Origin of the sequence: Nostoc sp., from assembly GCF_036917355.1 — a bacterium.
Classification (GTDB): Bacteria; Cyanobacteriota; Cyanobacteriia; order Cyanobacteriales; family Nostocaceae; genus Nostoc.
Map to the genome: position 1 here is coordinate 25,181 of NZ_JBALDP010000106.1, position 26,303 is coordinate 51,483.

The 26,303-nt window shown below is 39.8% G+C and carries 22 protein-coding genes and 3 pseudogenes; 12 read left to right on the top strand and 13 right to left on the bottom strand.

What is annotated here, in order from left to right; all coding sequences use genetic code 11:
* The first annotated feature begins 551 nt into the window (after positions 1-551).
* Positions 552-3,053, top strand: a complete 2,502-nt coding sequence (locus V7K53_RS31515; RefSeq protein WP_335201410.1) for an S-layer family protein — start codon at positions 552-554, stop codon at positions 3,051-3,053.
* A gap of 215 nt (positions 3,054-3,268) precedes the next feature.
* Here V7K53_RS31515 and V7K53_RS31520 read toward each other — a convergent pair whose 3' ends face one another.
* Both V7K53_RS31520 and V7K53_RS31525 read right to left on the bottom strand, forming a co-directional pair.
* Positions 3,269-3,403 carry a hypothetical protein gene (locus tag V7K53_RS31520; protein WP_335201411.1) on the bottom strand — a complete coding sequence of 45 codons (135 nt, stop codon included), beginning with the start codon at positions 3,401-3,403 and terminating at the stop codon, positions 3,269-3,271.
* 140 nt (positions 3,404-3,543) lie between these two features.
* Positions 3,544-4,395: pseudogene (locus V7K53_RS31525) on the bottom strand (ISLre2-like element ISCst1 family transposase); the annotation flags it as partial.
* A 317-nt stretch (positions 4,396-4,712) separates the two neighbouring features.
* Between V7K53_RS31525 and V7K53_RS31530 the strand changes: the two are divergent.
* Positions 4,713-7,517 carry a hybrid sensor histidine kinase/response regulator gene (locus tag V7K53_RS31530; protein WP_335201412.1) on the top strand — a complete coding sequence of 935 codons (2,805 nt, stop codon included), beginning with the start codon at positions 4,713-4,715 and terminating at the stop codon, positions 7,515-7,517.
* Between the two features lie 18 nt (positions 7,518-7,535).
* Entirely contained in the window at positions 7,536-8,858 is a 1,323-nt protein-coding gene (locus tag V7K53_RS31535) for a hybrid sensor histidine kinase/response regulator (RefSeq protein ID WP_335201414.1), read from the top strand.
* A gap of 347 nt (positions 8,859-9,205) precedes the next feature.
* On the opposite strand, the pseudogene V7K53_RS31540 reads toward V7K53_RS31535, so the two are convergent.
* Together V7K53_RS31540 and V7K53_RS31545 are read right to left on the bottom strand one after the other, a co-directional pair.
* Positions 9,206-9,562, bottom strand: a pseudogene (locus V7K53_RS31540) (transposase); the annotation flags it as partial.
* 47 nt (positions 9,563-9,609) lie between these two features.
* Positions 9,610-10,056 (bottom strand): helix-turn-helix domain-containing protein, encoded by a 447-nt coding sequence (locus V7K53_RS31545; RefSeq protein WP_335201415.1) that lies wholly within the window; start codon positions 10,054-10,056, stop codon positions 9,610-9,612.
* Positions 10,057-10,117: 61 nt separating this feature from the next.
* Here V7K53_RS31545 and V7K53_RS31550 point away from each other — a divergent pair, with 61 nt between their 5' ends.
* The 3 genes from V7K53_RS31550 to dinB all read left to right on the top strand — a co-directional run bounded on the left by V7K53_RS31550 (position 10,118) and on the right by dinB (position 12,480).
* Entirely contained in the window at positions 10,118-10,522 is a 405-nt protein-coding gene (locus V7K53_RS31550) for a helix-turn-helix domain-containing protein (RefSeq protein ID WP_335201417.1), read from the top strand.
* Positions 10,522-11,007: a transposase family protein gene (locus V7K53_RS31555; RefSeq protein ID WP_335201418.1), complete on the top strand. Its 486-nt coding sequence runs from the start codon at positions 10,522-10,524 to the stop codon at positions 11,005-11,007. The genes V7K53_RS31550 and V7K53_RS31555 overlap by 1 nt, the downstream gene beginning before the upstream one ends.
* A 390-nt stretch (positions 11,008-11,397) precedes the next feature.
* Positions 11,398-12,480 (top strand): DNA polymerase IV, encoded by a 1,083-nt coding sequence (gene dinB, locus V7K53_RS31560; RefSeq protein ID WP_335201419.1) that lies wholly within the window; start codon positions 11,398-11,400, stop codon positions 12,478-12,480.
* Here dinB and V7K53_RS31565 read toward each other — a convergent pair.
* The 3 genes from V7K53_RS31565 to tnpC all read right to left on the bottom strand — a co-directional run bounded on the left by V7K53_RS31565 (position 12,451) and on the right by tnpC (position 14,732).
* Entirely contained in the window at positions 12,451-12,654 is a 204-nt protein-coding gene (locus tag V7K53_RS31565; protein WP_335201420.1) for a CopG family transcriptional regulator, read from the bottom strand. The genes dinB and V7K53_RS31565 overlap by 30 nt on opposite strands.
* Entirely contained in the window at positions 12,602-12,934 is a 333-nt protein-coding gene (locus V7K53_RS31570; protein WP_335201436.1) for a hypothetical protein, read from the bottom strand. The genes V7K53_RS31565 and V7K53_RS31570 overlap by 53 nt, the downstream gene beginning before the upstream one ends.
* 325 nt (positions 12,935-13,259) lie before the next feature.
* Positions 13,260-14,732 carry an IS66 family transposase gene (tnpC, locus tag V7K53_RS31575; protein ID WP_335201421.1) on the bottom strand — a complete coding sequence of 491 codons (1,473 nt, stop codon included), beginning with the start codon at positions 14,730-14,732 and terminating at the stop codon, positions 13,260-13,262.
* A gap of 41 nt (positions 14,733-14,773) precedes the next feature.
* On the opposite strand from tnpC, the gene V7K53_RS31580 reads away from it, so the two are divergent.
* Entirely contained in the window at positions 14,774-15,262 is a 489-nt protein-coding gene (locus V7K53_RS31580) for a GNAT family N-acetyltransferase (RefSeq protein WP_335201434.1), read from the top strand.
* Positions 15,263-15,510: 248 nt separating this feature from the next.
* On the opposite strand, the gene V7K53_RS31585 is transcribed toward V7K53_RS31580, so the two are convergent.
* The 3 genes from V7K53_RS31585 to V7K53_RS31595 all read right to left on the bottom strand — a co-directional run bounded on the left by V7K53_RS31585 (position 15,511) and on the right by V7K53_RS31595 (position 20,074).
* On the bottom strand, positions 15,511-18,342 hold the full coding sequence (locus V7K53_RS31585; RefSeq protein ID WP_335201423.1) for an ATP-binding protein: 2,832 nt from the start codon (positions 18,340-18,342) through the stop codon (positions 15,511-15,513).
* A 250-nt stretch (positions 18,343-18,592) separates the two neighbouring features.
* Entirely contained in the window at positions 18,593-19,705 is a 1,113-nt protein-coding gene (locus V7K53_RS31590; RefSeq protein WP_335201424.1) for a histidine decarboxylase, read from the bottom strand.
* Positions 19,706-19,903: 198 nt separating this feature from the next.
* On the bottom strand, positions 19,904-20,074 hold the full coding sequence (locus tag V7K53_RS31595) for a CopG family transcriptional regulator (RefSeq protein WP_335201435.1): 171 nt from the start codon (positions 20,072-20,074) through the stop codon (positions 19,904-19,906).
* Positions 20,075-20,729: 655 nt separating this feature from the next.
* Here V7K53_RS31595 and V7K53_RS31600 point away from each other — a divergent pair.
* The 4 genes and pseudogenes from V7K53_RS31600 (at position 20,730) to V7K53_RS31615 (ending at position 25,027) form a co-directional block, all read left to right on the top strand.
* Positions 20,730-23,234: a PAS domain-containing sensor histidine kinase gene (locus V7K53_RS31600; protein ID WP_335201425.1), complete on the top strand. Its 2,505-nt coding sequence runs from the start codon at positions 20,730-20,732 to the stop codon at positions 23,232-23,234.
* A 68-nt stretch (positions 23,235-23,302) separates the two neighbouring features.
* Positions 23,303-23,860 (top strand): annotated as a pseudogene (locus tag V7K53_RS31605) (Y-family DNA polymerase); the annotation flags it as partial.
* 312 nt (positions 23,861-24,172) lie between these two features.
* Entirely contained in the window at positions 24,173-24,409 is a 237-nt protein-coding gene (locus tag V7K53_RS31610) for a hypothetical protein (protein ID WP_335201426.1), read from the top strand.
* A 108-nt stretch (positions 24,410-24,517) separates the two neighbouring features.
* Positions 24,518-25,027, top strand: coding sequence for a GNAT family N-acetyltransferase (locus V7K53_RS31615; protein WP_163937302.1), 510 nt, complete (start codon positions 24,518-24,520; stop codon positions 25,025-25,027).
* Positions 25,028-25,137: 110 nt separating this feature from the next.
* On the opposite strand, the gene V7K53_RS31620 is transcribed toward V7K53_RS31615, so the two are convergent.
* From V7K53_RS31620 to V7K53_RS31630, 3 genes are all read right to left on the bottom strand, one after another.
* Positions 25,138-25,338 carry a hypothetical protein gene (locus tag V7K53_RS31620; RefSeq protein ID WP_335201428.1) on the bottom strand — a complete coding sequence of 67 codons (201 nt, stop codon included), beginning with the start codon at positions 25,336-25,338 and terminating at the stop codon, positions 25,138-25,140.
* Positions 25,339-25,534: 196 nt separating this feature from the next.
* Positions 25,535-25,678, bottom strand: a complete 144-nt coding sequence (locus V7K53_RS31625) for an antibiotic biosynthesis monooxygenase family protein (RefSeq protein WP_335201429.1) — start codon at positions 25,676-25,678, stop codon at positions 25,535-25,537.
* A 98-nt stretch (positions 25,679-25,776) separates the two neighbouring features.
* Positions 25,777-25,932 carry a hypothetical protein gene (locus V7K53_RS31630; protein WP_335201430.1) on the bottom strand — a complete coding sequence of 52 codons (156 nt, stop codon included), beginning with the start codon at positions 25,930-25,932 and terminating at the stop codon, positions 25,777-25,779.
* A 98-nt stretch (positions 25,933-26,030) separates the two neighbouring features.
* Here V7K53_RS31630 and V7K53_RS31635 point away from each other — a divergent pair, with 98 nt between their 5' ends.
* Positions 26,031-26,192, top strand: coding sequence for a hypothetical protein (locus V7K53_RS31635; RefSeq protein WP_335201431.1), 162 nt, complete (start codon positions 26,031-26,033; stop codon positions 26,190-26,192).
* Positions 26,193-26,303: the final 111 nt, after the last annotated feature.

The following is a 26,303-nucleotide window of genomic DNA, read 5'->3' on the forward strand; positions in this document are numbered from 1 at the left end:
TAGAGCCAGACGGCATTGAGTGAACTGTTGGCTATGCAACCGACTTTCCAAACATTCTTTTAGGCATTTTTTGAGCCAGGGCTTTGAGGAAATTATGTTTGTATTTCTCGCAGCTTGTTTGATTATGCTAGAAAAATAAGTATTTTAACTGAAGGCATTGGTAAAAAAAGCGAATATTTATATGAATGATATAACGCTCATTGCATTAAAGTATCGAGACTTAACTAAATAGCTAGCTATGCCGAATAGTTATCTAGCCTGACAAGTTAATTATAAAAAATCCATTAATTTCAAAGCTAGGTTGGATTGGGGCATTCCACTAATGCAGCACTTCCGGCAGCTATGAGGTACATCCTAAAAGCTGAAAGCGATGATAAAAGAGGGGCAAGGAGAAAACTATATTGCATAATAGCCGGAAGCGCTGTATCGATAAACGGTAAAAAGCGATCGCTCCAAGAAAATGGGTTATACTTCTCGATGCAGTATTCACCGTTTTAGGAATTTTTAAATCAAAAAATATCGTTTTGAAGAGTTTAAGGAGTATTGATGGTATGAAAGGGATTCACAAAATAACAAGCCTTGGGATTAATCCAGTTATATATTTACTCACAACAGGATTATTCGCTTCAGGGATGTTACTACCAGCAATAGCTCAGGTAACATCTGACGGTACTACCAACACAACTGTCACCCAAAGTGTGAATAACTATACCATTCTCAATGGAATAGAAAAAGGTAGTAATTTATTTCATAGCTTCAGCAATTTCTCTGTACCAACAGGTGGTTCAGCAACCTTCGATTTAGTTAATATACCAAATATTACAACTATATTTAGTCGAGTTACGGGTGGAAATATTTCTAATATTGATGGGTTAATTCGTACAGTAAATAGTAATAATCCAGTCAGTTTATTTTTAATAAATCCAGCAGGGATTGTGTTTGGGCAAAATGCTCGTTTAGATATTGGTGGATCATTTATAGGGACAACAGCTAATAGTATTAAGTTTGTCGATGAGGTGGAGTTTAGTGCTACAAATATAACTGCTCAACCTTTATTGACAATGAACGTGCCAATCGGTTTGCAGATGGGGCAAAATTCTGCACCAATTCAGGTGGCAGGAACAGGTCATAATCTTGCTATCATCCCAACGCCCATAGACGCATTTCCACCTTTTACACGCGCCATAAATCCAGGGGCTTTAACTGTTCAGACACAAAGAACACTAGCCCTTGTCGGTGGGGGCATTTCGTTAGATGGAGCGCATTTGGTTGCACAACAGGGACAAATTGATCTTGGCAGTGTCGGTACAGGCTTGGTCAAGCTGAGTTCAAATTCATCTGGCTACGCGCTCGACTATTCTAGTGTATCTGACCTTCAAGATATTCAACTTTCTCACAAGTCTGCTCTTGACGCGAGTGGTTCTACAAGCAGTGGCGGCATCTCTCTAACAGGAAATAATATCCGTTTAACCGATGGTTCTGTTGGAATCGTACAAAACTTAGCATCCTCTGGCTCCTTGCAAGGCAGTTCAATTAACGTTCGCGCATCAGGACTATTAGAGTTTGCTGGCACGACGACTGATGGCAAAGTTCGTAGCCAATTAATTACAGAAACAACTAACTCTGGAATGAGCGGAGAAATTAGAGTTGCCACCAAAGACCTCATCTTCCGCGAAGGAGGGCAAATTGTCACCCGCACCTTTGGTGTTGGCGGCTCTGGCAATGTCAAAATAAATGCCTCAGAGTCCCTTCAAGCAATTGGTTCAGCCCCTTTGAATCGTCGGTTTCTCAGTGGTATCTTTGTCAGTGTCAATGGCGGGTCTTCTGGAAATGCGGGAGATTTGAACATTTCTACAACAAAATTTACAGCTTCGGGTGGTGCGATTATTTCAACCGCATCCTTTAGTACGGGAATGGGCGGAGATTTGACACTTAATGCTGATTCAGTTGATATCCAGGGGGTTGATCCGGTTTTCAAAGGTGCAAGTGATTTACGAGTTGGCAGTTTTAGTGGAGGAAATGGTGGCAATTTGACTATTAATGCCCGCACGGTGACGGTTCGAGAAGGCGGAAGACTCAATGGAACTACTGTTGGTAAGGGCAGTGCTGGCACGATGGTCATCAATGCATCGGAATCTGTAGATGTCAATGGCGGCTTGATTAGCTCCTCGGCAACTTCTGCTGAAAGCCGTACTCTACTCAACGGATTCACTAGTGACCCCACTGGAAATGCAGGCTCAATCAGCATTTTCACAGACCGTTTAACGGTGCGGTCGCAGGGTAAAGTCACAGTTCAAAATAATGGGCCTACTAACGGAGGGAGATTGCGAATTGATGCAGGCTCAGTTTTTTTGAACAATGAAGGCTTACTCTCTGCTTCTACAAAACTTGGTGAAGGAGGCGATATTTCGCTGCAAGCACGGGATGTGCTGTTACTGCGTCATGGCACTAAAATTTCTGCTCAAGCAGAGGGTACAGGCAATGGTGGAAACATTAGACTCAATGCACCAGTTATATTGGGGCTGGAAAATAGTGACATTATTGCGAGTGCAATCAAAGGACGAGGGGGCAATATTCAAATCACCACTCAGGGAATTTTTGGCTTAGAATACCGCGATCGCCTTACTCCAGAAAACGACATCACCGCTAGTTCCGAATTTGGCATTAACGGTACAGTTGATATTAATAATTTTGGCATTGACCTCACTTCTAGTTTAGTAGAATTACCCATAAACTTGGTTGATTCATCACAACAAATTGCTACAGGTTGTTCTAACAATACTGGCAGTAGTTTTGTGGCAACAGGACGAGGTGGTGTACCGCAAAATCCTAATCAACAGGTTTGGAGCGATCGCACTTGGTCTGATGTCCGCGATATCTCTGCATTCCGCAAAACACAAGCTTTACAAGTACAAATACCCCCATCTTCAGAAACCCTTGTCCAAGCCACATCCTGGCATCGGAATTCCCAGGGCAAAATTGAGCTAATTGCGGATAAATCTTCTGTAAATATCCAACCAGCATTAACCTGTACTGCTGTTCCAAAAATTTAACGTGATTGGAATTCAATAGTGCGATTGCTCTTAGTAGCAACTCACCTGTGTGTGTAACTTAAAGGATATTGTGGTTCTTGGCAACTTTTGGTGATCTTGGTTGGGGCAAGGCAGAAGGCAGAAGGCAGAGGGCATAGGGCAGAAGTCGGAAGGGTAGAAGTAATAAATTCAAGCTTTGAGTTTGTTTAAGCTAGTAGTCTGCCAAGGCAACTTTGCTAGGTTGGATTTGGATATAAACGTTGCATTTTGCGGCGAGCATCTTTGGTTTGGAAACCCCAATAGACACCTTTTAATTGAAATGCAGTTTCAATCAACAACTTTTTGAGAGAATCAGTTAATATTATGGCCATCAGTTACCACACTCAAAAACAAGCGTCATTATTTAAATTACTACAAAAGGGGAATGAAGGGGCTGCTGTCGGCAGCCCCTTCATTCCCCTTAAAATGATTATCATTATTGTTAATGGAATAGTTTATTTTCTGGCAGTCCCTTATATCCTTCATAAGTGCCATCATTTGTAATAGGAATTTCAGAACTATTTATTTTTTTACCTTGCTCATCAACAACATAAATTGTGAATAACTTTGGCTAAACCCATTTGCCAATAAAGCCGTGTCGCTTGGTTTTGGAATTTTTTCTTCCCTTTTTATTAATTCGGATTCGACTCCGACCACCATCTACAGCTATAACAACTCTTTGATCTTTAAGAATATCACCTTCAGGTAAAATGCCCATCTGCCGATTTAATATTTTAGATTGCCGTAAGTTGATGCCAGTTTGACCAAATTTGTATGTCAAACGCTCAATTCGTTTTAAACTAAGATTAATTCCCCAACCAGTTAAAGTTGTACAGGCGGCTTCAAATGAGCTAGTAATTGCACCGTATTGAGCAACTGTTGACCATACTAACGGGGTTAATCCTTCTGACATCCCCAACCACTTTAACAGGGGATAAAATCCCTGAAGAGACATTTTATTTGTGGTCTTTGTTGACTTTTTTATTACCATATATGGTAATTATAGAGTAAATAAAACGTTTCCAACTGTTAAGATTTGGCGTTTCCTATAACCATGTTTTTGCATAGTACTATCCCACCAGCTTCTTGTTTGAATCATAGCTGTTTGATTAGCTGACTGAGATTGGGAGAGGTTATACAACAAAATTGCAATACACTGTCCAGCTAAAATAAGTGCAATTTCTCTAATTTTTTCTTCTCTTTCTTTAAGAATTTTTCCATTCCATTCCGTGATGTTCGTCAATTCTAAATATTTTGTTACCTGCGAAGAAAAGTCTGATAATGATTTACTCAAATCTAAAGTTGCACATATATTTTTTTCCATTAAGGTAGATAATCCCTATCTCTAAATTCTTGCTCAAAGGGAATCCTAGCTTTTTTTTTGGCTCAAAAAAGAGAGTCTTGCAAGTTATGAGTCAAACTCATCTTTCTTTTTTAAGTGTTAATACTGTTTAAAAAGTATAAATTTATTTGTACTACTGGGAAAATGATTTAGCGATCGCTTGTTTTTTACTGGATCTGACGAAACCGCATAGCTCCCTATTGCACTTAACTCAGAGCCGCTTTAATCATCAAGGTTAATTTGGGAACCCTATAAATAACCAATGACAATCGTCAGGATGAAAGGGGAGCCAATCTGAGATGATGCTATCAAATAACAAAAATTCTCCTAACAAGGGGAATCTACCGTTACGCTTAGTGCTTGTGCTTCCTTTCGTTTTGCAAATTTTCGCCGCAGTAGGTCTAACAGGCTATTTATCTCTCCGCAACGGACAACAAGCAGTGAATGATTTAGCCAATCGATTGCAACGTGAAGTTAGCGATCGCATTGACCAGCATTTAGATAGTTACCTGAATACAGGTCGTCACCTAGCTGAAATTAACGGCGGTGCGATGGATATGGGATTACTTGACCCGAACAATCCACAGCAACTTGGGCAGTTTTTCTGGAAGCAACTCCAACTGCATAATGTTGGCTATATTGGTTTTTGCTTGCAGACAGGAGATTTTGCAGGTGCTGGACGCTTCTTTGATGATGGTCGCGTTACAGTCGATGAAGTTTCCCGCAAGCGCAATGGCAATCAACATTGGTATATCTACAACACAGATAAACTAGGAAATCGGGCTAAACTGGCGATCGATAATGGTCCTTACATTGCGATGCAAGAAGCTTGGTGTGAAGAGCCAGCAAAGACAGGCAAATCGATGTGGACGCTTTATCAATGGCAATCGCCGCCTTACACCGTATCTGTGTCTGCCAATCGTCCAGTTTATGACAAAAACAAGAATTTAATTGGTGTTATTGGAGTTGACCAACGACTGACGCAGATTAGTGATTTTCTCCAGCAGCTAAAAGTTAGTCCATCTGGGAAAACTTTTATTTTGGAACGCAATGGATTGTTAATTGCAAGTTCCAACAAAGAACAATCTTTTACACTTGTTAATAGCAAAGCTAAAAGGCTTCATGGCTCTGACAGTAAAGATCCACTGATTCAAGCTACTGCAAAACATTTAACTGAGCGTTTTAAGAATTTATCAACCATCAAAGACAATCAGTCGCTGGAATTTCAACTTAACGGTCAGCGCCATTTTATTCAAGTAGCACCTTGGCGGGATGAATGGGGTTTAGATTGGCTAGTGGTTGTGGCGGTTCCAGAATCGGACTTTATGGGACAAATTAATGCCAACACGCGTACAACACTTTTGTTATGTCTAGGTGCATTAACATTAGCAACAATTTTAGGCTTCTACACCTCTCGTTGGATTGCCCGTCCTATTTTGCGCTTGAGTCAAGCATCAGAATCGATTGCAGCAGGTGAATTAAACCAACAGGTAGAAGTACCGCCAGTGGATGAATTGGGTAGATTGGCGCAGTCCTTCAACCGCATGGCGCAGCAGTTACGGGACTCTTTCACCACTATTGAGCAAACCAATCAACAATTAGCTAAAACTAACGAAGAATTAGAAAGTCGCGTAGAAGAACGTACCCACGAGTTAAAGGAAGCGAAACTTACCGCAGATGCTGCCAATCATGCCAAGAGCGATTTTCTCGCAAACATGAGCCATGAACTGCGGACACCGCTCAACGGCATTTTAGGCTATGCTCAAATTCTTGCCCGGACTGCATCTGACGAAAAACAACAGCGTGGCATCGATATTATCTATCAATGTGGTTCGCATTTACTGACTTTAATTAACGATATTCTCGACTTATCTAAAATAGAAGCTCGCAAACTAGAACTACAGCTGGTTCCATTTTATTTACCTGCGTTTCTACAAAGTGTTGTGGAAATCTGCCGCATTAAAGCCGAACAAAAGGGTATTGAGTTTATTTATCAGCCATCGAAGAATTCAGCAATTGGTATTGTTGCTGATGAGAAGCGTCTGCGACAAGTTCTGATTAACTTGTTGGGAAATGCCATTAAGTTTACCGACAAAGGCAGTGTCACATTTAAAGTGGAAGTGCTGTTAGGGGATATAACTAATCTTCGTTTCTATATTCAGGATACGGGCATCGGCATGAGTCCCCAGCAATTAGAGAAAATCTTCCTCCCCTTTGAGCAAGTCGGGGATAGCAAACGTCAAAGCGAAGGAACGGGATTAGGACTTGCTATCAGCCAGCGATTTGTTGAGTTGATGGCCAGTCAAATCCAGGTTGAAAGCCAATTAGGGGTTGGTAGTAAGTTTTTCTTTAATATTAACTGTGCGATCGCAACTGATTGGGTACAAACAAATTCCCTAACATCATCTGGGAGAATTGTCGGATATGTTGGCGCAACCCCTATCAAAGAGAATCGTAAAAAAATCCTAATTGTCGATGATCGTTGGGAAAATCGGTCAGTGATTGTCAATCTTTTGGAACCCCTTGGTTTTGAGGTTCTCGAAGCCAACAACGGAGAAGAGGGTTTAGAAAAAATTACACGCCATCGCCCCGATATGATCATTTGTGATTTAGCCATGCCCGTCATGGATGGCTGGGAAATGCTCAAACAATTGCGTCAGTCCCAAACTTTACGTGATGCCATTGTGATTGTCTCTTCTGCCAGCGTGTTTGAGATTGACCGCCAAAATAGTTTAGATGCTGGTGGTAACGATTTCTTGGCAAAACCCGTGCAAGCACATGAACTTTATGCTGTATTAGCCAAGCAATTACAATTAAATTGGGTATATAAAAATACTAGTACAGAATCCTCAATCGATACAGATGCAAGCGCCAAAACCATTTTAAGTCCAAGTATTTCTGATTTAAAAGGGTTATTAGAACATGTTGAAACTGGGTACTTTAGAGGTATCCGAGAAGAATTGGATCGATTAGCTCAATTAGATGAGCAGTATCAACCCTTTATTCGAGAACTCAGGGAATTGGTTAAAGGCTTCAATATTCAGACAGTTCGTCATTTTCTCCTAGAGTCGATAAACCAATCTCAGAAATCAACAAAGATTTAGGTAGGAGATTGAAAACTAATGGCAACTCATAGTACAAGTCAAACAATTCTGATTATTGACGATAATCCAACTAATATTGAAGTGCTATATGATGCACTCGACCGAGCAGGTTATAAAGTCCTAGTAGAAATGGATGGTTTGCACGGTATCGAAACGATAAAAAATTACCCTCCTGATTTAATTTTACTAGATGTAATGATGCCAGAAATTGATGGCTTTGAAACTTGTCGTCAATTAAAATCTCAACAGATCACCGGCGAGATTCCGATTATTTTCATGACTGCTCTTAATGATACAACTGATAAAGTCGAAGGTTTAGCCTTAGGAGCTGTCGATTATATTACAAAGCCATTTCAACAAGAAGAAGTTCTTGCACGCATTAGGATTCACCTGAAACTACGACAAGCAAATTTAGAATTAGCTCGACAAAAGGATATTTCAGAACAACGGGTACAAGAACGCACCGCAGAGCTTTCGCAAGCGCTAGATAATTTTAAAAACGCACAATTGCAATTAGTGCAAAGTGAAAAAATGGCAACCTTGGGTAACTTAGTTGCAGGGGTAGCGCACGAAATTAACAACCCTCTTGGATTTATCAAAGGTAGCCTGAATAACGCCCAAGAGTATATCCAAGATTTATTTAAGTATGTGCAATGTGTGCAGCAACATTATCCCCAACTGACACCGGCCGTCACCAACCTTGCCGAGAAAATTGACTTAGAATTTCTTAGTGAGGACTTACCAAAGCTGCTAGGTTCGATGCATGTAGCAACAGAACGTATTATGGACATTAGCACTAGTCTCCGCACCTTTTCCAGAGCCGATACATCTGAAAAAGTTGCTTGCGACCTGCATGAAGGAATTGAGAGTACACTGTTAATTTTGAAGTATCGCCTCAAACCGTCCCAAAAACGTCCAGCGATTGAGGTAATTACAGATTATGGTAAATTACCGCCTGTTAAGTGCTTTTTAGGACAATTAAATCAAGTATTTATGAATATCCTTGCCAATGCAATTGATGTATTAGATACAGAAAGCGTTGGGCGAACATTTGCCCAATTACAAGCTAATTCTCAACAAATTATAATTCGCACTGAAGTATCCAGCGACCAAAATACGGTAGTAATTAAAATCAAAGATAACGGGTCGGGAATGCCAGAGGATATTAAAGCACATATCTTTGACCACTTGTTTACCACTAAAGACGTTGGCAAGGGAACAGGATTGGGATTAGCGATCGCTCGTCAAATTGTCGAAGAAACCCATAATGGTAAGTTGATCTGTAACTCCATTTTGGGCGAGGGCACAGAATTTGTTATTAAGATTCCAGTGTCTTTATGACAAGTTCTGTTCTTAATTACGAATTACGAATTACAGAAACTTTTCGTTCTTTTACTTTTATAGTTGCAGATAATTGTAAAGGCGTAAAAGTCGGCAAATGGTAGTTTGGCGACATCTCTTGAGAGGGGGCAGAGAAGAAGCAACTTGCCCCTGATTAGCAATTTATACTAAAGTGAATAGCAACTATCACTGTTAAACGCCCAAGAAAAACCCTATAAAATTCATGAAGGGTATTAATACAGCACTTCCCGTTGTTATGAGGTAGAATAACAGCAATTAGTAAACCAGTTTTTTAAATGTTGAGGATTTATTAAGTCGAGTGAAACTGAGATGAGTTTATCAATCATTTATGTTGTAGTTGGAGCAAAGCTGCGGAAAAAAGACTTGAGTTGTGACCACCATAACTCGATGGGGTTAAAATCGGGAGAGTATGGGGATAAGCAAAGAACTTTCGCACCGACAGCTTCAATCATTGGTTCAATAAATGCTAGTTTATGTGCAGGTAAATTATCCATAACTACTACGGCTCCTGACCACAATTGAGGCGCTAAAAACTTCTTAATAGATACATTAAATGCTGTGCTATCCATTGAATTATTCATCGTCATTAATGGCACAACTTTTTTGATACTAATGGCTCCAATAACTGTAACTTTTCCACCACGATAAAATGGTTTTAATTCGTATACTCTTGTTCCCGACTGTGAACGTGCATGAGTTCAAGCTATTCCCAGTATTACTCCTGTCTCATCTAAAATACTAAGTTATCTGGCTCTATATCTCTAACCTTTTCCCAATATTCTGCTCTCAGCTTTTGGACTCTTGGAGTTGCTGCTTGACTACTCCGCAATGTTTTTTTACGATTTAATCCCAATTTTTGTAAGGCGCGGCACATTGCAGTTCGACTCACCCCATTTCCTGTTTTCAATGCAAATAATTCACAGAACTCAACTATTGTTGCATCTTGATTCTCTACAACCAGTTCTCTTAACTCTACTTCCACATTTGTGAGATGACTAAACTGGGGTTTACCTCGTTGTTTGGGTTGTAAATTTCCCTCGATTTGTTGTTGCTTTACTAGCTTTTGCACTAAACTTTTGCTAACAGCAAATCTGATTGCCACTTGACGAATTGATATTTTATCCTGAATATGTGCTGCAACTATTTTTTCGCGTAGATCGATTGAATATGCTTTCATAAAAAGATAATATTTTTATTCTTATTAACTGTACCCTATAACAGCAGGAATTGCTGTAGTTATGGTTTTTGATTATATACAAAACTATCCCCACCGGACAAAACAAATTTTAGGGATTAGTTATGAACAGTTACAATCACCGTGGGATTGCGCGATAAAACGGCACCAAGAAATTAAAACAAAACTCCAAAGCCAGAAAATAAGAATTAATGCGGCTGGTGGTGGTCGTAAAGAATTGTTATCCATCCAAGAACAAATCTGTTTATGTCTGTTTGATTTGAGGCAGATGCTAACATTTCAAGTATTAGGAATGTTATTTAGGGTATCTAAGACAGAAGCCAACGATACTTTTCATTACTGGATACCAATACTGCGAGATGTTTTCCCAGCTAGTTTATTAGAAAAAGTCTCAAATAATGAGAGCGATTTAGTATTTGTTCAGGAAGTATTAACGAATGGCTACTAGTGGATAGCTTGGAACAGTCAATATATAGGCATTCCGACCAAAAAGAACAACAAAAATATTGTTCTGGGAAGAAAAGACAACATACTTTGAAAAGCCAAATGATTGGAATGCCAGAAGGAAAAGATATTGTTGAGCTAGAAGTAGGTGTTCCTGGGCTAACAGCAGACATAAAATTGTTTCGTCAATCTCAGCAAAAATTTGATAAATCTCAACCTTTTTCAGGTGATAAAGGATTTCAAGGCGGCGAAAACATCACTACGCCTCATAAAAGAAAACCGAAACAAGAACTAACTCAACAGCAAAAAGATGATAATATTGCTTTGTCCAGTAATCGAATATTTATTGAGCATTTAATCTGCTTGCTCAAAATATTTCGGATTGCCTCACAGAGGTTTCGGTTAAATCTTGAGACTTATGAGCAAATTATTTTAACAGTTTGCGGATTAGTTAGGTTAAGAATCGGTAGCTTAGTTCTGCCAACTTAGTTACTAGCAATAATTATAAATTTTGAGAAATTAGGAGTTAATTTTTATGCCTCTAAACTCTCACTAACTATCTCAACCCCTTGTAACTACGTTTTGATGCAAATATCAAAGTTTTGTCTCAAAGCTTTGAACAGTCTGGCTTTGGAGTTTTCGGACAAGTCTATTAACAGAAAAACCAATCGGGGCTGATAGTAGAAAGTTCAAGCAAGCTTTAAATAATTTGCAGATATACAAAATTTGGCTCAAACTAGTGCTAGTGTACTATAGGATTTCTAATTTAGGATTTAATTTGCTTGAAAATAGTGTGAAAAGCGAGACTGTTTGTGGTGGAGCTACCCTTGGGACAAGAATCTGTCGCTAGAACGAGAAAAATAGTTCACGTAGATATGGATGCCTTCTACGCATCGGTGGAACAGCGAGACAACCCTAGCTACGCCCGGTAAACCGTTAGTAGTCGGTGGCAGTCCGAATCAGCGAGGCGTAGTTGCAGCTGCCAGTTATGAAGCTAGAAAATTTGGTATTCACTCAGCAATGCCTTCAATAACTGCGATTGCTAAATGCCCCGCACTTATCTTTGTCAGACCGAGATTCGACGTTTACCGAGAGATTTCCGCAGCAATCCACGCTATCTTCAAACGCTACAGTGATTTAGTGGAAGGGGTTGCGCTAGATGAGGCATATTTGGACGTTACTGAGAACAAGCAGAATATCACCTATGCTTCTACTATCGCAAGACACATCAAAACTGCAATTTTCCAAGAAACCCAGTTGACGGCAACCGCAGGCGTGTCGATTAACAAGTTTCTTGCAAAAATGGCATCAGGGCAGAACAAGCCCAACGGACTAACGGTGATTTTGCCAGAACAAGCGATCGCCTTTGTAGAACAGCTGCCGATTGAGAAGTTCCACGGCATTGGAGAAGTTACGGCGGCGAAGATGCACTCACTCGGCATTCACACTGGCGCAGATTTGAAAGAGCGTTCGTCGAAGACGTTGCCGAAGGCATCGCTCTTGGAGCTAACACACCACTTTGGGAAAGCTGGTCATTATTACTACAAAATTGCCAGGGCAGAAGATGACCGCCCAGTTGAAGCAAATCGAGTTCGCAAGTCCATTGGTGCAGAAACCTCATTTGCTAGAGATTTAAGTGACCATAGTGAAATGTTACAAGAACTTGAACAGATTGCCCAAATTGTCGAGCAACGGTTAGAGCAGCATGAAACGCGAGGACGCACATTAACTCTGAAAGTTAAGTTCTCTGACTATCAGCAGTTAACCCGCAGTAAGACAATGCTTGCTCCCATTAGTGAAGTTTCTATGATTTTTGAGATAGCCAAAGCGCTGTTTGAGTCGATTGATCTGGAGAATCGCAGCATTAGATTACTGGGCATTTCCTTGTCCAATTTGGATAATGCCAAACAGTTACAAGCGATTCAATTGCCACTATTTCAGAATGGGAAGATCATATTTTAGCGCAGATGTAGTCTGTTCAGATGCTGACAACTCGGTTATGGAGAGAGAGCGAATCAACTCCCGAATTACATCAGTTGCAGGTCTACCTGTACTTGCACAATATTTTTCAAGTTTTTCGCTTTCAGCTGATGCAAGATTTATTGTGATTCGTTTGACAGCCCATTTTTTGTTCATGACTTGCTCTATTGATCAAATTTAATGAATTATCTAGACTTAAAATGCCTTGTGCAATACTTAACAAATATATAGATGTTAAGCACAGCATACTTGCCGTAAAACTATTTTTAGCACATCCCTCCCCAGAGTATTTACCTATAATCCAAAACTTCACTGATAAATCATCTATATGAACTTTAAAATATTTGAAACGAGCTTGTATTTTTGTAAATATTGTTAAGCAAAGTGCAATCGAAGTGAGCCTTGCAAGAGGCGTATAATCAGCAAGTGTTGTCAACTGAATTTAGTAAACCTTATCTTCATACATGCAATCGCCCTTTCAATAGCCTTGTTTGCTAGCAAGCTGGTCGTTAACTTTGCAATGCGGATTTTCAATTGCTCTTGGACGGCTGATCGACAATAAAATCACTAAACTTGATTTAGCCTACAACTTTAGTCAAGGCAGATTTAGTTCTATTTAGATTTTCTTTACAATCAGCTCTTAAAAAACATTTGAACATCATGATGATCGAACTGCTGCTAAAAAATAATAGTTTTTGGTTATCACAGCTACAATCCTCAGATGCGCTCACGTATGTTGAGCATCTCGTAAAGATTCAGGTCTAATATTTAGGAAGCAGTGATGGGCAAGACAGATAACTATTAGAATTAGCCAGCAGTGCTTGTGCAAAAAAATCAATCACAGCTCTACCTTGACGACGACAAGTTTGCACTACTGTCAATAAATTGGCAGTGTGTTTAAATCTGTTCATCGAACGGGAGCCGCCACTAACTTTACGTTTTGTCACAGCCAAACGAAGTGAGCGTTCGGCCTGATTATTATCAGGAGGAACTTCAGGGTAATCAAGGAAATACCACCATTGATTTGCTTTATCGCGCAAAGAACGTAAAAGGTGGCCGGCTGTAGCTCCTGCAAGATTAATCCATTGCTCAACAGAGGATTGCAACTTGGATTTGAATTTATTGACCCAATCGTTATAACTCAAGCAGTCAAGAGTCTCAAACCATCGTGCATGATTCCTAAAGGCTTCATCAATTAAATCAACAAACATTTCGCCAATAGCTTGGTTGTGAAGACCTGGAATTAAGATTAACTTTTTGAAGTGACGGCGTAGATGAGCTAAACATTTCTGTTGGGCAACAACTTGATAGCCATTGTAAACACTAAAATCGTCACTGCTGAGTACGCCTGTATATTTAGCCCCTAAAATCGTTTCTAATTCGGCTCGTGAACGAGTGTCAGCCGCAGTAAACAGGCAGAAATCAGAATTGGCAACTACCCACAACCATTCTTTGACTCCTTTAACTGACCAAGGTGTTTCATCCACATGGATGTTAGGTTGTGTCTGTTTTACCCAATTACTTAATTCAATAATGCATGGTTCAATCGCTTGTTGGATTCGTTCATTTGTTGCTACTAAAGTGCCTAACCCAATTTCAATCTGTCCTAATTCCAAAAGCATTTCTTGCTGTTTTTCGTAGGGCATGTGTGCATAATTGTTTACCCATCCTAAAAACGCCTGCAATCTAACTCCTAAATCTTGCCCTGGAACGATATCTGGCGACCATGAGGCTGTTTGTATATTTCCACAGCATTTACACACGCACGTATGGCGTTGATACTCAACTATTTCAATGGGACGTTCTACTAATTGTGCTACAGACTGTTTTTCTATTTTTACTGCCACGGTCGCAAATGCTTTTTGACCGCAGTAAACACAATCTTCTGGACGTAAGATTTCATAACGATCTACTCTGCCAAAACCAGAGCGCGTTTTTCCCTGATGTCCTGGTTGTCCGCCTGGTTTCCTTTTGGGATGATTTGATTCTCCGTCCAAGGATGCTTTTTTGTTTTCGCTCTTTTTCAGAATATCCCCAGATGGTGGTTTCGATGAGGTAGAACTATCCAAATCTCGGCTGACTTTTAAAAGTTCTACTTCTTGCTGTAGTTCTAAGATTGTTTTCTGTAACTCACGTATTATCTTGCCCTGCTCAATAATTATCTCTACCAGTTCTTCTTTTGATAACTGGTTCAAGCTTTCTCGGTCTAATTCTTGAGGCAGGTTTTCGTTCATATCTGTGATAGTCCTCCTCAAGTGTTCCTTTTGTCAATACTCTGTCACCTGAATCCTTACAGCATCTCAACGATCCGGCTATTCACCAGACAACTGAAAATATTCCTTACCCTTACACTAAAGAACACGCACTACATTGGATTCAACGCCATAGAGACATCACTAATCAATACGGAAAACCACATCTATTAGCAATCCGCAATCCACAAGGGCAACTGATTGGCTCAATTGGTATTGGTGAAATTGATGAGAGACATCCTCATGTTGCCGAACTTGGTTACTGGCTTGCCTCCTCGTATTGGGGACAGGGAATCATGACACAAACCGTTCAGGTTTTCCTCCACTATACTTTCATAGAACTCGGTTTACTTCGTCTTTGGACACGAGTATTTGAGTTTAACTGGGGATCGCGTCGAGTTCTAGAGAAAAATGGCTTTAAGCTAGAAGGCATTCAACGCCAGCACTTATACCGTGATGGCAAGTTGATTGATGATTATTTATATGGATTACTGAAAACAGATTTAAGCTGATAAGCATAAGTGCAACCTGATCAATCTCCTGCAAGGGCGATATGCCATTGGGCAGGAATCCCCGGTCTTCAAGGAAACACAGTAATGTAATATCTGTGCGGGGAAAGGGTAAGGGATTTAAAATCTTTTCCCCTGCCCCAAATATTTTACTTCGTGGGGGTACCATCTTCCCCTTTGACCTTAAAAGAGCCAAGTCACGAACCTAATTCTCTGAAAGCCTTGTGTAGTGTTGAGGAATTCAACCTTGATCAACGATCTTTAATATTTAGATGCGTTCGCCCTACCTTGCTTCCCCTACCTTCTAGGGGAATTGTAATTATAAATTCTGTACCTTTATTAAAAGAGGAAATACATTCTAATGTTCCCTGATGTTTTTGAGTAATTATTTGGTAACTAATAGATAAGCCTAAGCCTGTGCCTTTTCCAACTGGTTTTGTCGTAAAAAAGGGGTCAAACAGTTGCTTTTGAATATTTTCCGGGATACCACGACCATTATCCGCAATAGAAATAACTACTAACTTCTGGTCAGCAATGAAACTAGTACAAATGCAAATTTGAGGATTATTAGTGGTTTTTTCACCGACTATCGATTCTTCTAAAGCATCGATTGCATTTGCAAGAAGATTCATAAACACCTGATTAAGTTGTCCAGGATAACATTCTACCAATGGTAAATTGCTGTATTCCTTGATGAGTTGAATCGCTGGATGATTAGTTGTAGCTTTGAGGCGATGCTCGAGGAGCATCAAGGTACTATCAATACCCTCGTGAATGTTTACCGCCTTCATCTCTGCCTGATCTAGGCGGGAAAAGTTACGTAAAGATTGTACAATTTCTGTAATTCTTTCAGCACCAATTCTCATAGAAGTTAGTAACTTTGGTAGGTCTTCTATTAAGAAATCAATATCTATGGCTTGTGCTTGCTTTTGGATTTGGGCTACTGGTTTAGGATAGTATTGCTGGTATAGTTGCAGCAGTTCAAGTAAATCTTGGGTGTACTCATTGGCAGGGGTTAAATTACCATAGATAAAATTGACGGGGTTATTGATTTCGTGAGCGACACCTGCCACTAACTGCCCCAAACTAGACATTTTTTCACTCTGCACCAGTTGGGATGCTAGCAGCTTTGCTTCTTGTTGTAATTGTGCTTGTGATTGTCGTAATCTTTCCTCTGCTTGTTTGCGTTTAGTAATATCGTGGAGAATAACGACATATTCTTGAAAATCTTGATGCGGTCGGTCGGAAATAGAAACTTCCAAAGTTCGCACATCAGTTTTGTGGAATAGGGTGTGTTCACTTCGCTTTGTCCATTGCTGTGGATAGTCAGGAAATTCAAATATCCATTTGCTGAGGTGATTTCCTAGCAACTCAAATGGTTTGATATCAAAAATAGATTCAGTTGCTGGGTTTGCCTGCCTGATAGTACCCTGCTCATCCAAGACCAAAATACCATCTTGGGCAACAGTAAACAGGTGTTCGGCAGCTTCTCGTGCCTCTGCAATGGCTACTACTTGGGGTAAAGTTGTCCAACAGGCCACAGCTACTCCTATAAATGCCGCTGTCATCAGCAGCACAACGAATAAATTTTCATCTGTAGCTTTTGTCGCCGTGTTAAGGTTAGCACCAAATAACCAGCCCGTTGTAACTGCACTGCATATTAAAATAATTAGGATGCTTACCTGGAGTATGACAGAATCCTTAATAATTACCGAAGAGCGTGTGCGGTAATGTCGCCTCCACCAACTTAAATGAAAAGGCGGGAAGTTAACGTGGCGGATTAGCGCATCAATTCCGATAATCCCAATTGGAAATACTAGACCAATCAGGAAATTTATCCAACCCCAGGCAACCCCCCCCACCAATAAAACCACAATTTCTAACAGCAGAATGCCCAAGGATATTCGAGGAAACAAAACTTCTGGACGATTGCGCCCCAACCAAAGCCCTAAATGCAATAACATAAAGGAGGCAAACCAACCGATATTTCCCACTGCTACAATTTGGGTTACATTTGCCCAAATCAGATAAAAGGAGCAAAGCACCAAAGTTAAGCTCAGAGCAGGCACAAATACGCCCCGACGCGACACAGCAGAAAAGACTGGTGAGATATGGTTATCTAAGGCAAGTTGATACAAAATTCTAGGGCAATTAGAAACTACTGTTGCAGAACCTAACAGAGAGGCAGACACCAATAGAAAGGTGATGTTAATTTGGGCCCAGCTTCCCCAAAAGGGTTTAGAAGCCGCCACAAGATTCAAAAAAGCATTATCATCCAGACCTGGCGCTGTTGCTAATCGCATCATCACCCAAGACCCGCCGATAAAAATAAGTGGCATCATCCAAGCAGCAATATCCAGAAAGCGCAGCGTTTGCTTGGGATGACGGCTATCTGCGACAAAGGAAGAAGCCGTTTCACAACTGTAAGTAGCGTAGGAAACGAAAAAGAACCACTTTCCCCAATCCACGAAGCTCAAAGATGACCAACTGTTAGGAAAAAACCCAGGGCTAGCACTAGAGAAAGTTAACCAACCAAGACCTTGTACACAAAAGGTAGTTAGTAGCCCAAAAGCTGGAATTGCAAAAAATAAATGCAAAATACTCAGCGCACGAGTACCACTAAACGCTACTGCAAACGGCAGTAGCGTAAAGCCAATGTCCAAACATAATTTAGGACAGGCAATGCCTAGCGATTCTAAATTCACTCTAATTAAATCAGTAAGAACAAGAGTATTAACTGATAAGTAGGAAACCCAGTTAAGAAGGTATCCAATAGCAGCATAGCGAGCTAGTCCAGGGTAGCGTTTGAGCAGATGGCTGACATAGTTCGGCGTTCCTCCTGCCACATTAATAAAATGCATTCCTAAACGCTTGACCTGATAGTTAATCAGCATCCCGACAATTACAGCAGGTATCCAAACAAAAATAGCTTGTGAACCAAGAGCAGCATGAATTGCAGGAACTAATGCTACCCATGAAATATGAGCTGTCAAACCGAAGCCCCAGCTTTCAACAGCACTTAGGCTTCTAGTTAAGCGAGGGTATGAAGATTGACTTACAGATGTATTGTCTTGTTTGAGCATGATAGGCAATGCGAAGCTTTTTGGTTAACCTTATTAGCTAGAGTTTCCACCTCATAATTGTTCTGAAGGTAGACTTTTATTGAAGATGAATTATCCGCGAATCAATAATAAATTCCGGTTTATCTGAAGATTTATTTGATAAATAACTTATTAGATTTAGCGCCTCTCGGCTTTTCCAGATTTTTAGAAAAAAGTCAACTTTGCCAATAGCATCGTATATTACTTCTACTCCGGCTACTGGCGAATTACTTTAGTCTTTACCTATTTTTGCCAAATCAAACTTTTCTGTAACAAGTTCCTCAACAAAATAATCTAGAAATTCAATGTAGTGATTTTGCATGATAATTGCGTGTGCATAATCTCCCCTGGCTGCAAGTTGATACTTTTTCACCAGATTATCGGAGGGTTTATTGAAAACAACTGTATTTGAATAAGGGTTGAGAAATGGATTGAAGTCTCTTAACTTCAGTTGTATATACAAATGCTCTGCTTTGGCTACACAATCAGCTACTTCTAATCCAAAGTTTGAACGCCTTTTAGAGATTTCATGCCATAAACAAAGTGAAGTATGTCCGTTGCGGCTACCTCCAATAGTCATATCTTGAGCGCCGATATACTCAATATCAGATGTGAGAGCTTCAACCAAATGTTTTTTAGTAATAACAATGCCACAAGGGAAAGGGCTACCAATAAATTTATGTCCTGAGATTGACAGCGAACTGATAGGTCTGTTGAAATCAATCCAGTTCAAACGCAAGTAGGGAAGAAGCATTCCCCCTAAAGCGCCATCAACATGAATATAAAATTGGCTGACTTGTTTCATCTCCAAAACATTGAGAATCTGCTCAATATCGTCTATTGCCCCTGTAAAAGTAGTACCCAGGTTCAGGCAAATAATCGCAGGCAGATTAGGTACAAGTTGCTTATAGAAATCACTATAGTCCATTTCTTCCGATGGTGTTTGTACACCAATCTTGCAATACGGAACTCTAAAAAAACTAGCTGCTTTACTCACAGAGTAATGTGAAGCATCTGAGGCATACAAAATAGCATTAGGATAGTTTTCTCTGCCTAAGAGTATTCCGTATAAGTTACCTTCAGTTCCACTGGTAGTTACGTATCCCCACCAATCTTGAAGGTGGTACAAATTTGCAAAAAATTGCAACACTTCCTTTTCAAATTCTCGTGAATCAATTCGATAATGCGATTTAGTAAAGCAATCTCCTCCAAGGTTATTAATTGAGTATTTAAGAAAAGGTAATAAAAATGTATGATCGTGTTTTAAGTTATAGGGATACCCTAAATGAAACTCAGATGCTTCATTAAGAATTAGCTGATATTCAGAAAGAAAGTCAACATCCATTTTATTATCCCAAATTTTGTTGTTAAGTAATTCTTTTAAACGTGTTCAAATAATCTCAAGTAGGTGTAGAAGCACTAAGCGCATTTCTGCATCAGCACCTTTTGTACCAAAACCACCAGTTTGGACATTGACTTCTTGAAAGTTAACATTTACTTGTACATTTAATTACTGAGTAACTCTGCTCTACAACCATGTTTTTCAGTTTGCATTTGGTGTTGATTCAACAGTTAAAGAGCGGATTAACTCTCGAATTATATCCGTTGCTGGTCGTCCTGTTATTGAGCAGTATTTCTCTAACCTCTCTGCTTCGCTTGATGTCAGATTGATTGTCAGGCGTTTGATAGCCCATTTCTTATTCACTGATTCAATTAACTCTACTTGAAACTACTTATTTAGTATCAATCATTCGAGATGTTATCACAATGATAAAATTAATGACATTAGCTTCAAGAAGCTGTAAAGGAAACACTACTAACTTTGAAGTCGAAGTGAAGAGTTAAAATCTAGCTTAAATTATGAATTTTAAGTATTTTATAAATAACAATTATGAATAGAGCATAAGCTAAAAGTTTTTCTGTAATTAATCATTCAGTGGAAATACTTGGTAACTATACCAGAGCTTAATAGCCACTGTGTTCCTACTAATTAGCCAAATCATCATCTATTATAGTTTCAATCACTAGACAAAGACTTGACCATACCACTAAGCAGGTATATAGGCGCTTTCGCCCCGAACACGAGTGCGTCCCCCTTTCGGAGAAGGGCTTTCATCGTTCGCGCTAGTGTCTCCTTTGGAGACGGCTAGGCATTTTATTTTTTGGCTCTCCTTAATGGTGGAATTTAATTCATATATTTTAAAAACCAGGATAAGCAACTCCTAAATTTCAGTGCTTTTACTGTGTTATTTATAATTATTTTATCCTTAAATTATAAATTAAATAAATATTATTTAATTTATCAATTATTATTTAATAAGCAAAATTTTGCGTATGGAAACTAGCCATTAATTTAGGACTGATATTCTATGGAAGATTTGGTATTGATTGACTCAATTATTTCTGGGACAATTCAGCCAGATAGTGAGTATCTTGAAAAACAACTCCAACAAATTAGTCAAAAAATCTCAGCCATAATATATCAAATTATTGCTGACAAACAAAGAGCTAATGCTTGTACCTTTATTAGTCCAAATTGTGACAGTATCCTAGCAATCAAATCATCCCAACTGCAAGGGGATATTCACAAATTAATTTCAATTATTCATCCAGAAGACCAAAAGAGTTTTCAGGACTCACTGAATTTCGCCATCCATTCTTTACAGAACTGGCATTGGTCAGGACGGCTAACTTTACCTAATGGTGAATTGAAGTGGTTTCAAGCCATCTCTGAAATAGACCAGGCACTGACTGACAAGATTATTTTCAACGGTATACTGATACCTATTACTAATCCCAAAGTCCATGATGTCAACAGTGCCACCAATTTTCACTATCTTGTAGAAAATGCTAATGATATTATTTACTCCTTTGACATTCAAGGAATTATTACTTATTTATCTCCCCAATTTACTGAAGTTTTTGGTTATCCTACCTCAGATTTGATAGGAGACTCATTTTTTCGTTTCATTCATCCCCATGATTTACGCAAGTGTTATAGCTTCCTCAATTGCCTTCTGAAAACTGGGGAGAAAAAGTTAGGACTAGAATTGAGATGCCAACTGAAGGATAAAAGTTTTTGTTGGTTTAAAACCAACATTTCACCTATTAAGAGTCAGATTGGAAGTATTGTAGGCTTTCAAGGAATTTTTCATGATATTAGTGAGTATAAACTCATGGAAAACTCTCTGCAACAACAAACTAATATTTTGCAGATGATCCTTGACCAAATGAGTGAGGCAGTGATTGTTGCTGATGAACAAGAGAAGTTTCTCGTCTTTAACGTGGTGGCAAAACGAATGTTTGGAAGTGGTGCCACCAATACAAAAAGTCAGGATTGGTCACAGCAATATGGACTTTTTTTACCAGACCAAGTAACACCAATTGCTGCTCAAGACTTGCCATTAACACGGGCAGTTCGAGGAGATACAGTAGACAATCAAGAAATGTTTGTGCGTCATGCTCAAGTACCTGACGGGTTATGGGTACTGGTTAGTGGTAGACCATTAATAGATGCTCGTGGAGTGTTACAAGGAGGGGTTGTTGTCTGTCGTGATATTACTGAGCGTAAACAAGCCGAAGCAGATTCGTCTCGCTTGGCAGCAATTGTGGAATTCTGTGAAGATGCAATTATCAGCAAAACCTTGGATGGAGTGATTATTAGCTGGAATGCTGGAGCAGAAAAACTCTTTGGCTATCAGGCGCAAGAAGTAATCGGTCAACCTATGACGCTGCTTGTGCCGGCGGAGTGCATTGATGAGGAAGCCCAAATTTTGAAGAAATTGAAGCGAGGAGAACAGGTTGAACACTTAGAAACTTTGCGTCAACGCAAAGATGGAACGCTGATTGATATTTCCCTAACCATTTCTCCAGTCTTAGATACAACAGGTAGAATCATCGGTATTTCTAAAATTGCTCGTGATATTAGTAATCGAAAACAAGCCCAAGAAGCTTTACGACAGTCAGAAGCCCAGTTGCGCCAGCAAGCAACCGCCCTAAAAAATACTTTAGAAGAAGTGAAGCGAATGCAGACTCAGCTAGTGCAAAATGAAAAAATGTCGTCTTTGGGGCAGTTGGTCGCTGGTGTAGCCCATGAAATTAATAATCCAGTTAACTTTATTCACGGCAACCTAGCTCATGTGCAGGAATACGTTCAGGATTTATTAGGATTTGTGCAGTTGTATCAGCAATACAACCCCAACCTCGCCCCTGAGATTCAAGCTGTTGCTGACGATATCGATCTGGAGTTTTTGCAGAAAGATTTACCGAAAATACTGGCTTCTATGAACTTGGGAACGGAACGCATTCGCCAAATTGTGCTGTCGCTGCGGAACTTCTCTCGGATGGACGAAGCCGAATTCAAGGCGGTTGATATTCACGAAGGCATTGACAGCACACTGCTGATTCTGCAACATCGCCTCAAAGCCAGACCCGAACGACCAGAAATTGAGATCATCAAAGACTATGCGGCACTACCGCTCGTAGAATGCTATGCCGGACAGATCAACCAAGTATTTATGAATATCTTGACCAATTCAATTGATGCGATAGAAGAGAGGAATGCTAATTGCACTTATAAGCAGATTGAGAAAAATCCAAATCAAATTACAATTCGGACATCAGTTATCGATGCTGTGTGGGTAGAAGTAGCACTCAGGGATAATGGGGTCGGTATTCCTCAACAGATTAAACACCGAATATTTGATCCTTTCTTCACCACCAAGCCGATTGGGAAAGGCACCGGAATGGGTATGTCTATTAGCTATCAAATCGTGACAGAGAGACATGGCGGCAAACTGGAGTGCTTCTCAACCCCCGGAGTAGGAACTGAGTTTATTATTCGGATTCCTCTCCGGCAACAAAGACAACCCTAGCTACCCCCGGTAAACCGTTAGTAGTCGGTGGCAGCCCCAATCAACGACGCGTAGTTGCAGCAGCCAGCTATGAAGCCCGTAAGTTTGGCATTTATTCCGCAATGCCTTCAGTAACCGCTTTTGCGAAATGTCCTGGGCTTATCTTTGTCAGACCGAGATTCGACGTTTACCGAGAGATTTCCGCAGCGATCCACGCTATCTTTAAACGTTACAGTGGTTTAGTGGAAGGGGTTGCACTAGATGAAGCATACCTGGATGTTACTGAGAACAAGCAAAACATCACCTACACTTCTACTATCGCAAGACACATCAAAACTGCAATTTTCCAGGAAACCCAGTTGACGGCAACCGCAGGTGTGTCAATTAACAAGTTTCTTGCAAAAATGGCATCCGGTCAAAATACGGATATCCCAGAATACAGGAACTTATCAGCGAATCAGAGACATTTTGCCAGAAAGTGGTATGGGCGTGGATTGCTTTTTAGGGACGGGAGCCAGTTTGATTTGGCATTGATACAACTCGACCGCTATACCCCCCAATCACCCATTCAGGTAATAGTTGCTCAAAACGACCATTTTTTCTTCTCTGTATACAAAGGCGAAAATGAGAAGTTGATTGTCTCTTAGGTTGCAATTGCTGCCATTGAGCAGTGCCAATAAATTTATATATTCTATTGAGATGAATAACTCATTGCCTTGCTAAAACGATTTATTTACTTTTCCCTGACTTGGAAAAATTTTTTAATTATTTTTTAATATTCCCATTAGCTGATGCCCTCAAACCCTCACAGCCCCTTATTACTCTAGATACAAATTAACTATTTCCTCTCAAGTATCTTTAGGTAGAACTTATAAATTTATAAAATTTGTAGGATTTTAAACGGAAACTTATTTTAGTTAATGTAGTTTCAAAATAAGACTTATATTATCTGTTGAACAATGCCAAGTAGTTACTTTACATCAATACAAGAAAGAGAAAAAATATTTTGCACAGAACTAGTTAAGTACGGTGTGGAGTATGAAAAAGCGGTTATAGCAGCTAAAATTATAGCTTCTGGGCAAAAGGATGAGCATTTATCACCCTCAGAGATAGAAATCGTTAAAGATGCTTGCAAAAAGTGGTCAGAACAGAATCAGCGCTTAAAGCGTTTGAAAGCTGTTGTAAATCAAATTTAGTTTAAGTTGACAACAAGTTTCATGCAGTACCCAGGAAGCAATAGGAACAATCAGCCCAATTTCATCAGCATAATAAATAGTTAGACATCAATAACTTGGTGTTCGACTATGAAAGTTCTTGAAACAGAGCGTTTAGTTCTTCGTCGGTTGACAGTTGAAGATAGCGAGTTCATTCTTGAGATATTGAATGACCCTTTGTGGTTGCGCTTTATTGGTGATAAAGGTGTGAGAACTCTTGATGATGCTCGTGAATATATTTTGAAGAATCTGGTTGCTATGTATGAGCGTCTCGGTTTCGGATTGTATTTGGTTGAGCTAAAGGGAAAGAGCGTCTCGATTGGAATTTGCGGTTTGATAAAAAGAGATTCCTTGGAGGATGTGGATGTTGGGTTTGCCTTTCTTCCTAAGTTTCGGGGAAAAGGATACGCCTATGAATCTGCTTCTGCTGTCATCATGTATGGGAGAAGAACCTTCGGCTTAACTCGTATTGTCGCTATCACTACACCGGACAATTATGGTTCAGCAAAGCTGCTCAAAAAACTAGGACTAAGCTTTGAGCGAATGATTAAACTATCTGATGATAGTAAAAGTGTTAGTTTGTTCATTTCTGATGTCTAACAACTATGGTGCAGCGGATTTAAGAAAGCCACTCGTGTTGAGTTGGACTTTTATAGCAACCTCTGACCGCAGCCGTTATGCCGCTAATTTCAGTTACCGTCAAAAGCATTTCACAAGATCATCAATGACTGCAATTGTATGTCTGAATTATCTCCCAATTCTTGTTGTAATTGGGATAGTTGATTTTCTAACGCTTCAGCAGTCTGAATGAGATTCGACTCTTGGGCTATTTTTAGCTGAGTTTCTTTAATAGATATTTTTCTCACCAGTTCATTAACTGCATCGACTGAATCATCATTTTCAGTAATCATAGCTGAATTACGATTCCTCTAAATTCTGTTTTGAGATTAATACTCTGCTTCAATTTGATAAAGAGCAGGATTAGCTTCAATGGGTAATTGTTGTTCAAAAATCTCATTTTGAGAAATGCGTTTAGAGAATGCCAATTTCCAAGCTTCTTTACTAGACCATTTTGCAATATTAATAAATTGAAATCTCTCTGTTGGGTCAAGACTGCGATGTAACGCAAGTATCTATAAACCCTGGCTCATTTTTCATCAACTGAGCAGTCTGATTCCATTTCTGAAGAAACTCATCTTCCAAACCTTGAAGAACAGAGAAGACATTGATCAGTACCACAGGTGAATCCATAAAGGCTGTTTTTTAAACTCTCTCATGCTAGACGATAGCATTTTCAAACAGAAGCTGGGATGTACTTATAGTAAGATTATACAAGTTTTAGATGCTGCTCACCGACAAAAATCATCAACTCTCAACTCGCGCCACACATCAGACGATTGCCACCCGGAGTTACCCACGGAGCGTAGGGGGCGATAGTGTTCAGAAATATATTCGGATTCGGAAACGTAGTCTTCAATGTATACAGGTGGATTTGGTTCAATCACTGTTTCAAGAATATTTTGGCTCTCAGAAATCTCAATGGGTTCAGCCGGTGGTGGGGTTACTTCTGCTTTCTTGCGAACTGGGTTAGGGTTTTTTTTTGATGAGTCGTTTCATATCTATAGGAATCATTCGGCTTTCTACCAAGAACGGATATCCCAGAATACAAGAACTTACCAGCGAATCAGAGACATTTTGCCAGAAAGTTAGTTGTATGGGCGTGGATTGCTTTTTAGGGACGGGAGCGGAGCGCGATGCCGAATAGCCCGCTAACGAAGGTGGTCTTATTATTAAATGTGAGCGCAAGACTAAAAATAAAGGTAATGCGGTTTATTGACTATGGATACTCGCATCCCAGAATGTATTCGTCCAGTAT

Coding starts and splice junctions, on each gene's coding strand:
- V7K53_RS31515 (WP_335201410.1), top strand. CDS start 552: ATGAAAGGGATTCACAAAATAACAAGCCTTGGGATTAATCCAGTTATA.
- V7K53_RS31600 (WP_335201425.1), top strand. CDS start 20,730: ATGGAAGATTTGGTATTGATTGACTCAATTATTTCTGGGACAATTCAG.
- V7K53_RS31635 (WP_335201431.1), top strand. CDS start 26,031: ATGAGTCGTTTCATATCTATAGGAATCATTCGGCTTTCTACCAAGAAC.
- V7K53_RS31610 (WP_335201426.1), top strand. CDS start 24,173: ATGCCAAGTAGTTACTTTACATCAATACAAGAAAGAGAAAAAATATTT.
- V7K53_RS31620 (WP_335201428.1), bottom strand. CDS start 25,338: ATGATTACTGAAAATGATGATTCAGTCGATGCAGTTAATGAACTGGTG.
- V7K53_RS31520 (WP_335201411.1), bottom strand. CDS start 3,403: ATGGCCATAATATTAACTGATTCTCTCAAAAAGTTGTTGATTGAAACT.
- V7K53_RS31625 (WP_335201429.1), bottom strand. CDS start 25,678: ATGGATTCACCTGTGGTACTGATCAATGTCTTCTCTGTTCTTCAAGGT.
- V7K53_RS31585 (WP_335201423.1), bottom strand. CDS start 18,342: ATGCTCAAACAAGACAATACATCTGTAAGTCAATCTTCATACCCTCGC.
- V7K53_RS31550 (WP_335201417.1), top strand. CDS start 10,118: ATGGTTTTTGATTATATACAAAACTATCCCCACCGGACAAAACAAATT.
- V7K53_RS31545 (WP_335201415.1), bottom strand. CDS start 10,056: ATGAAAGCATATTCAATCGATCTACGCGAAAAAATAGTTGCAGCACAT.
- dinB (WP_335201419.1), top strand. CDS start 11,398: ATGCCTTCTACGCATCGGTGGAACAGCGAGACAACCCTAGCTACGCCC.
- tnpC (WP_335201421.1), bottom strand. CDS start 14,732: ATGAACGAAAACCTGCCTCAAGAATTAGACCGAGAAAGCTTGAACCAG.
- V7K53_RS31615 (WP_163937302.1), top strand. CDS start 24,518: ATGAAAGTTCTTGAAACAGAGCGTTTAGTTCTTCGTCGGTTGACAGTT.
- V7K53_RS31530 (WP_335201412.1), top strand. CDS start 4,713: ATGATGCTATCAAATAACAAAAATTCTCCTAACAAGGGGAATCTACCG.
- V7K53_RS31590 (WP_335201424.1), bottom strand. CDS start 19,705: ATGGATGTTGACTTTCTTTCTGAATATCAGCTAATTCTTAATGAAGCA.
- V7K53_RS31565 (WP_335201420.1), bottom strand. CDS start 12,654: ATGAACAAAAAATGGGCTGTCAAACGAATCACAATAAATCTTGCATCA.
- V7K53_RS31535 (WP_335201414.1), top strand. CDS start 7,536: ATGGCAACTCATAGTACAAGTCAAACAATTCTGATTATTGACGATAAT.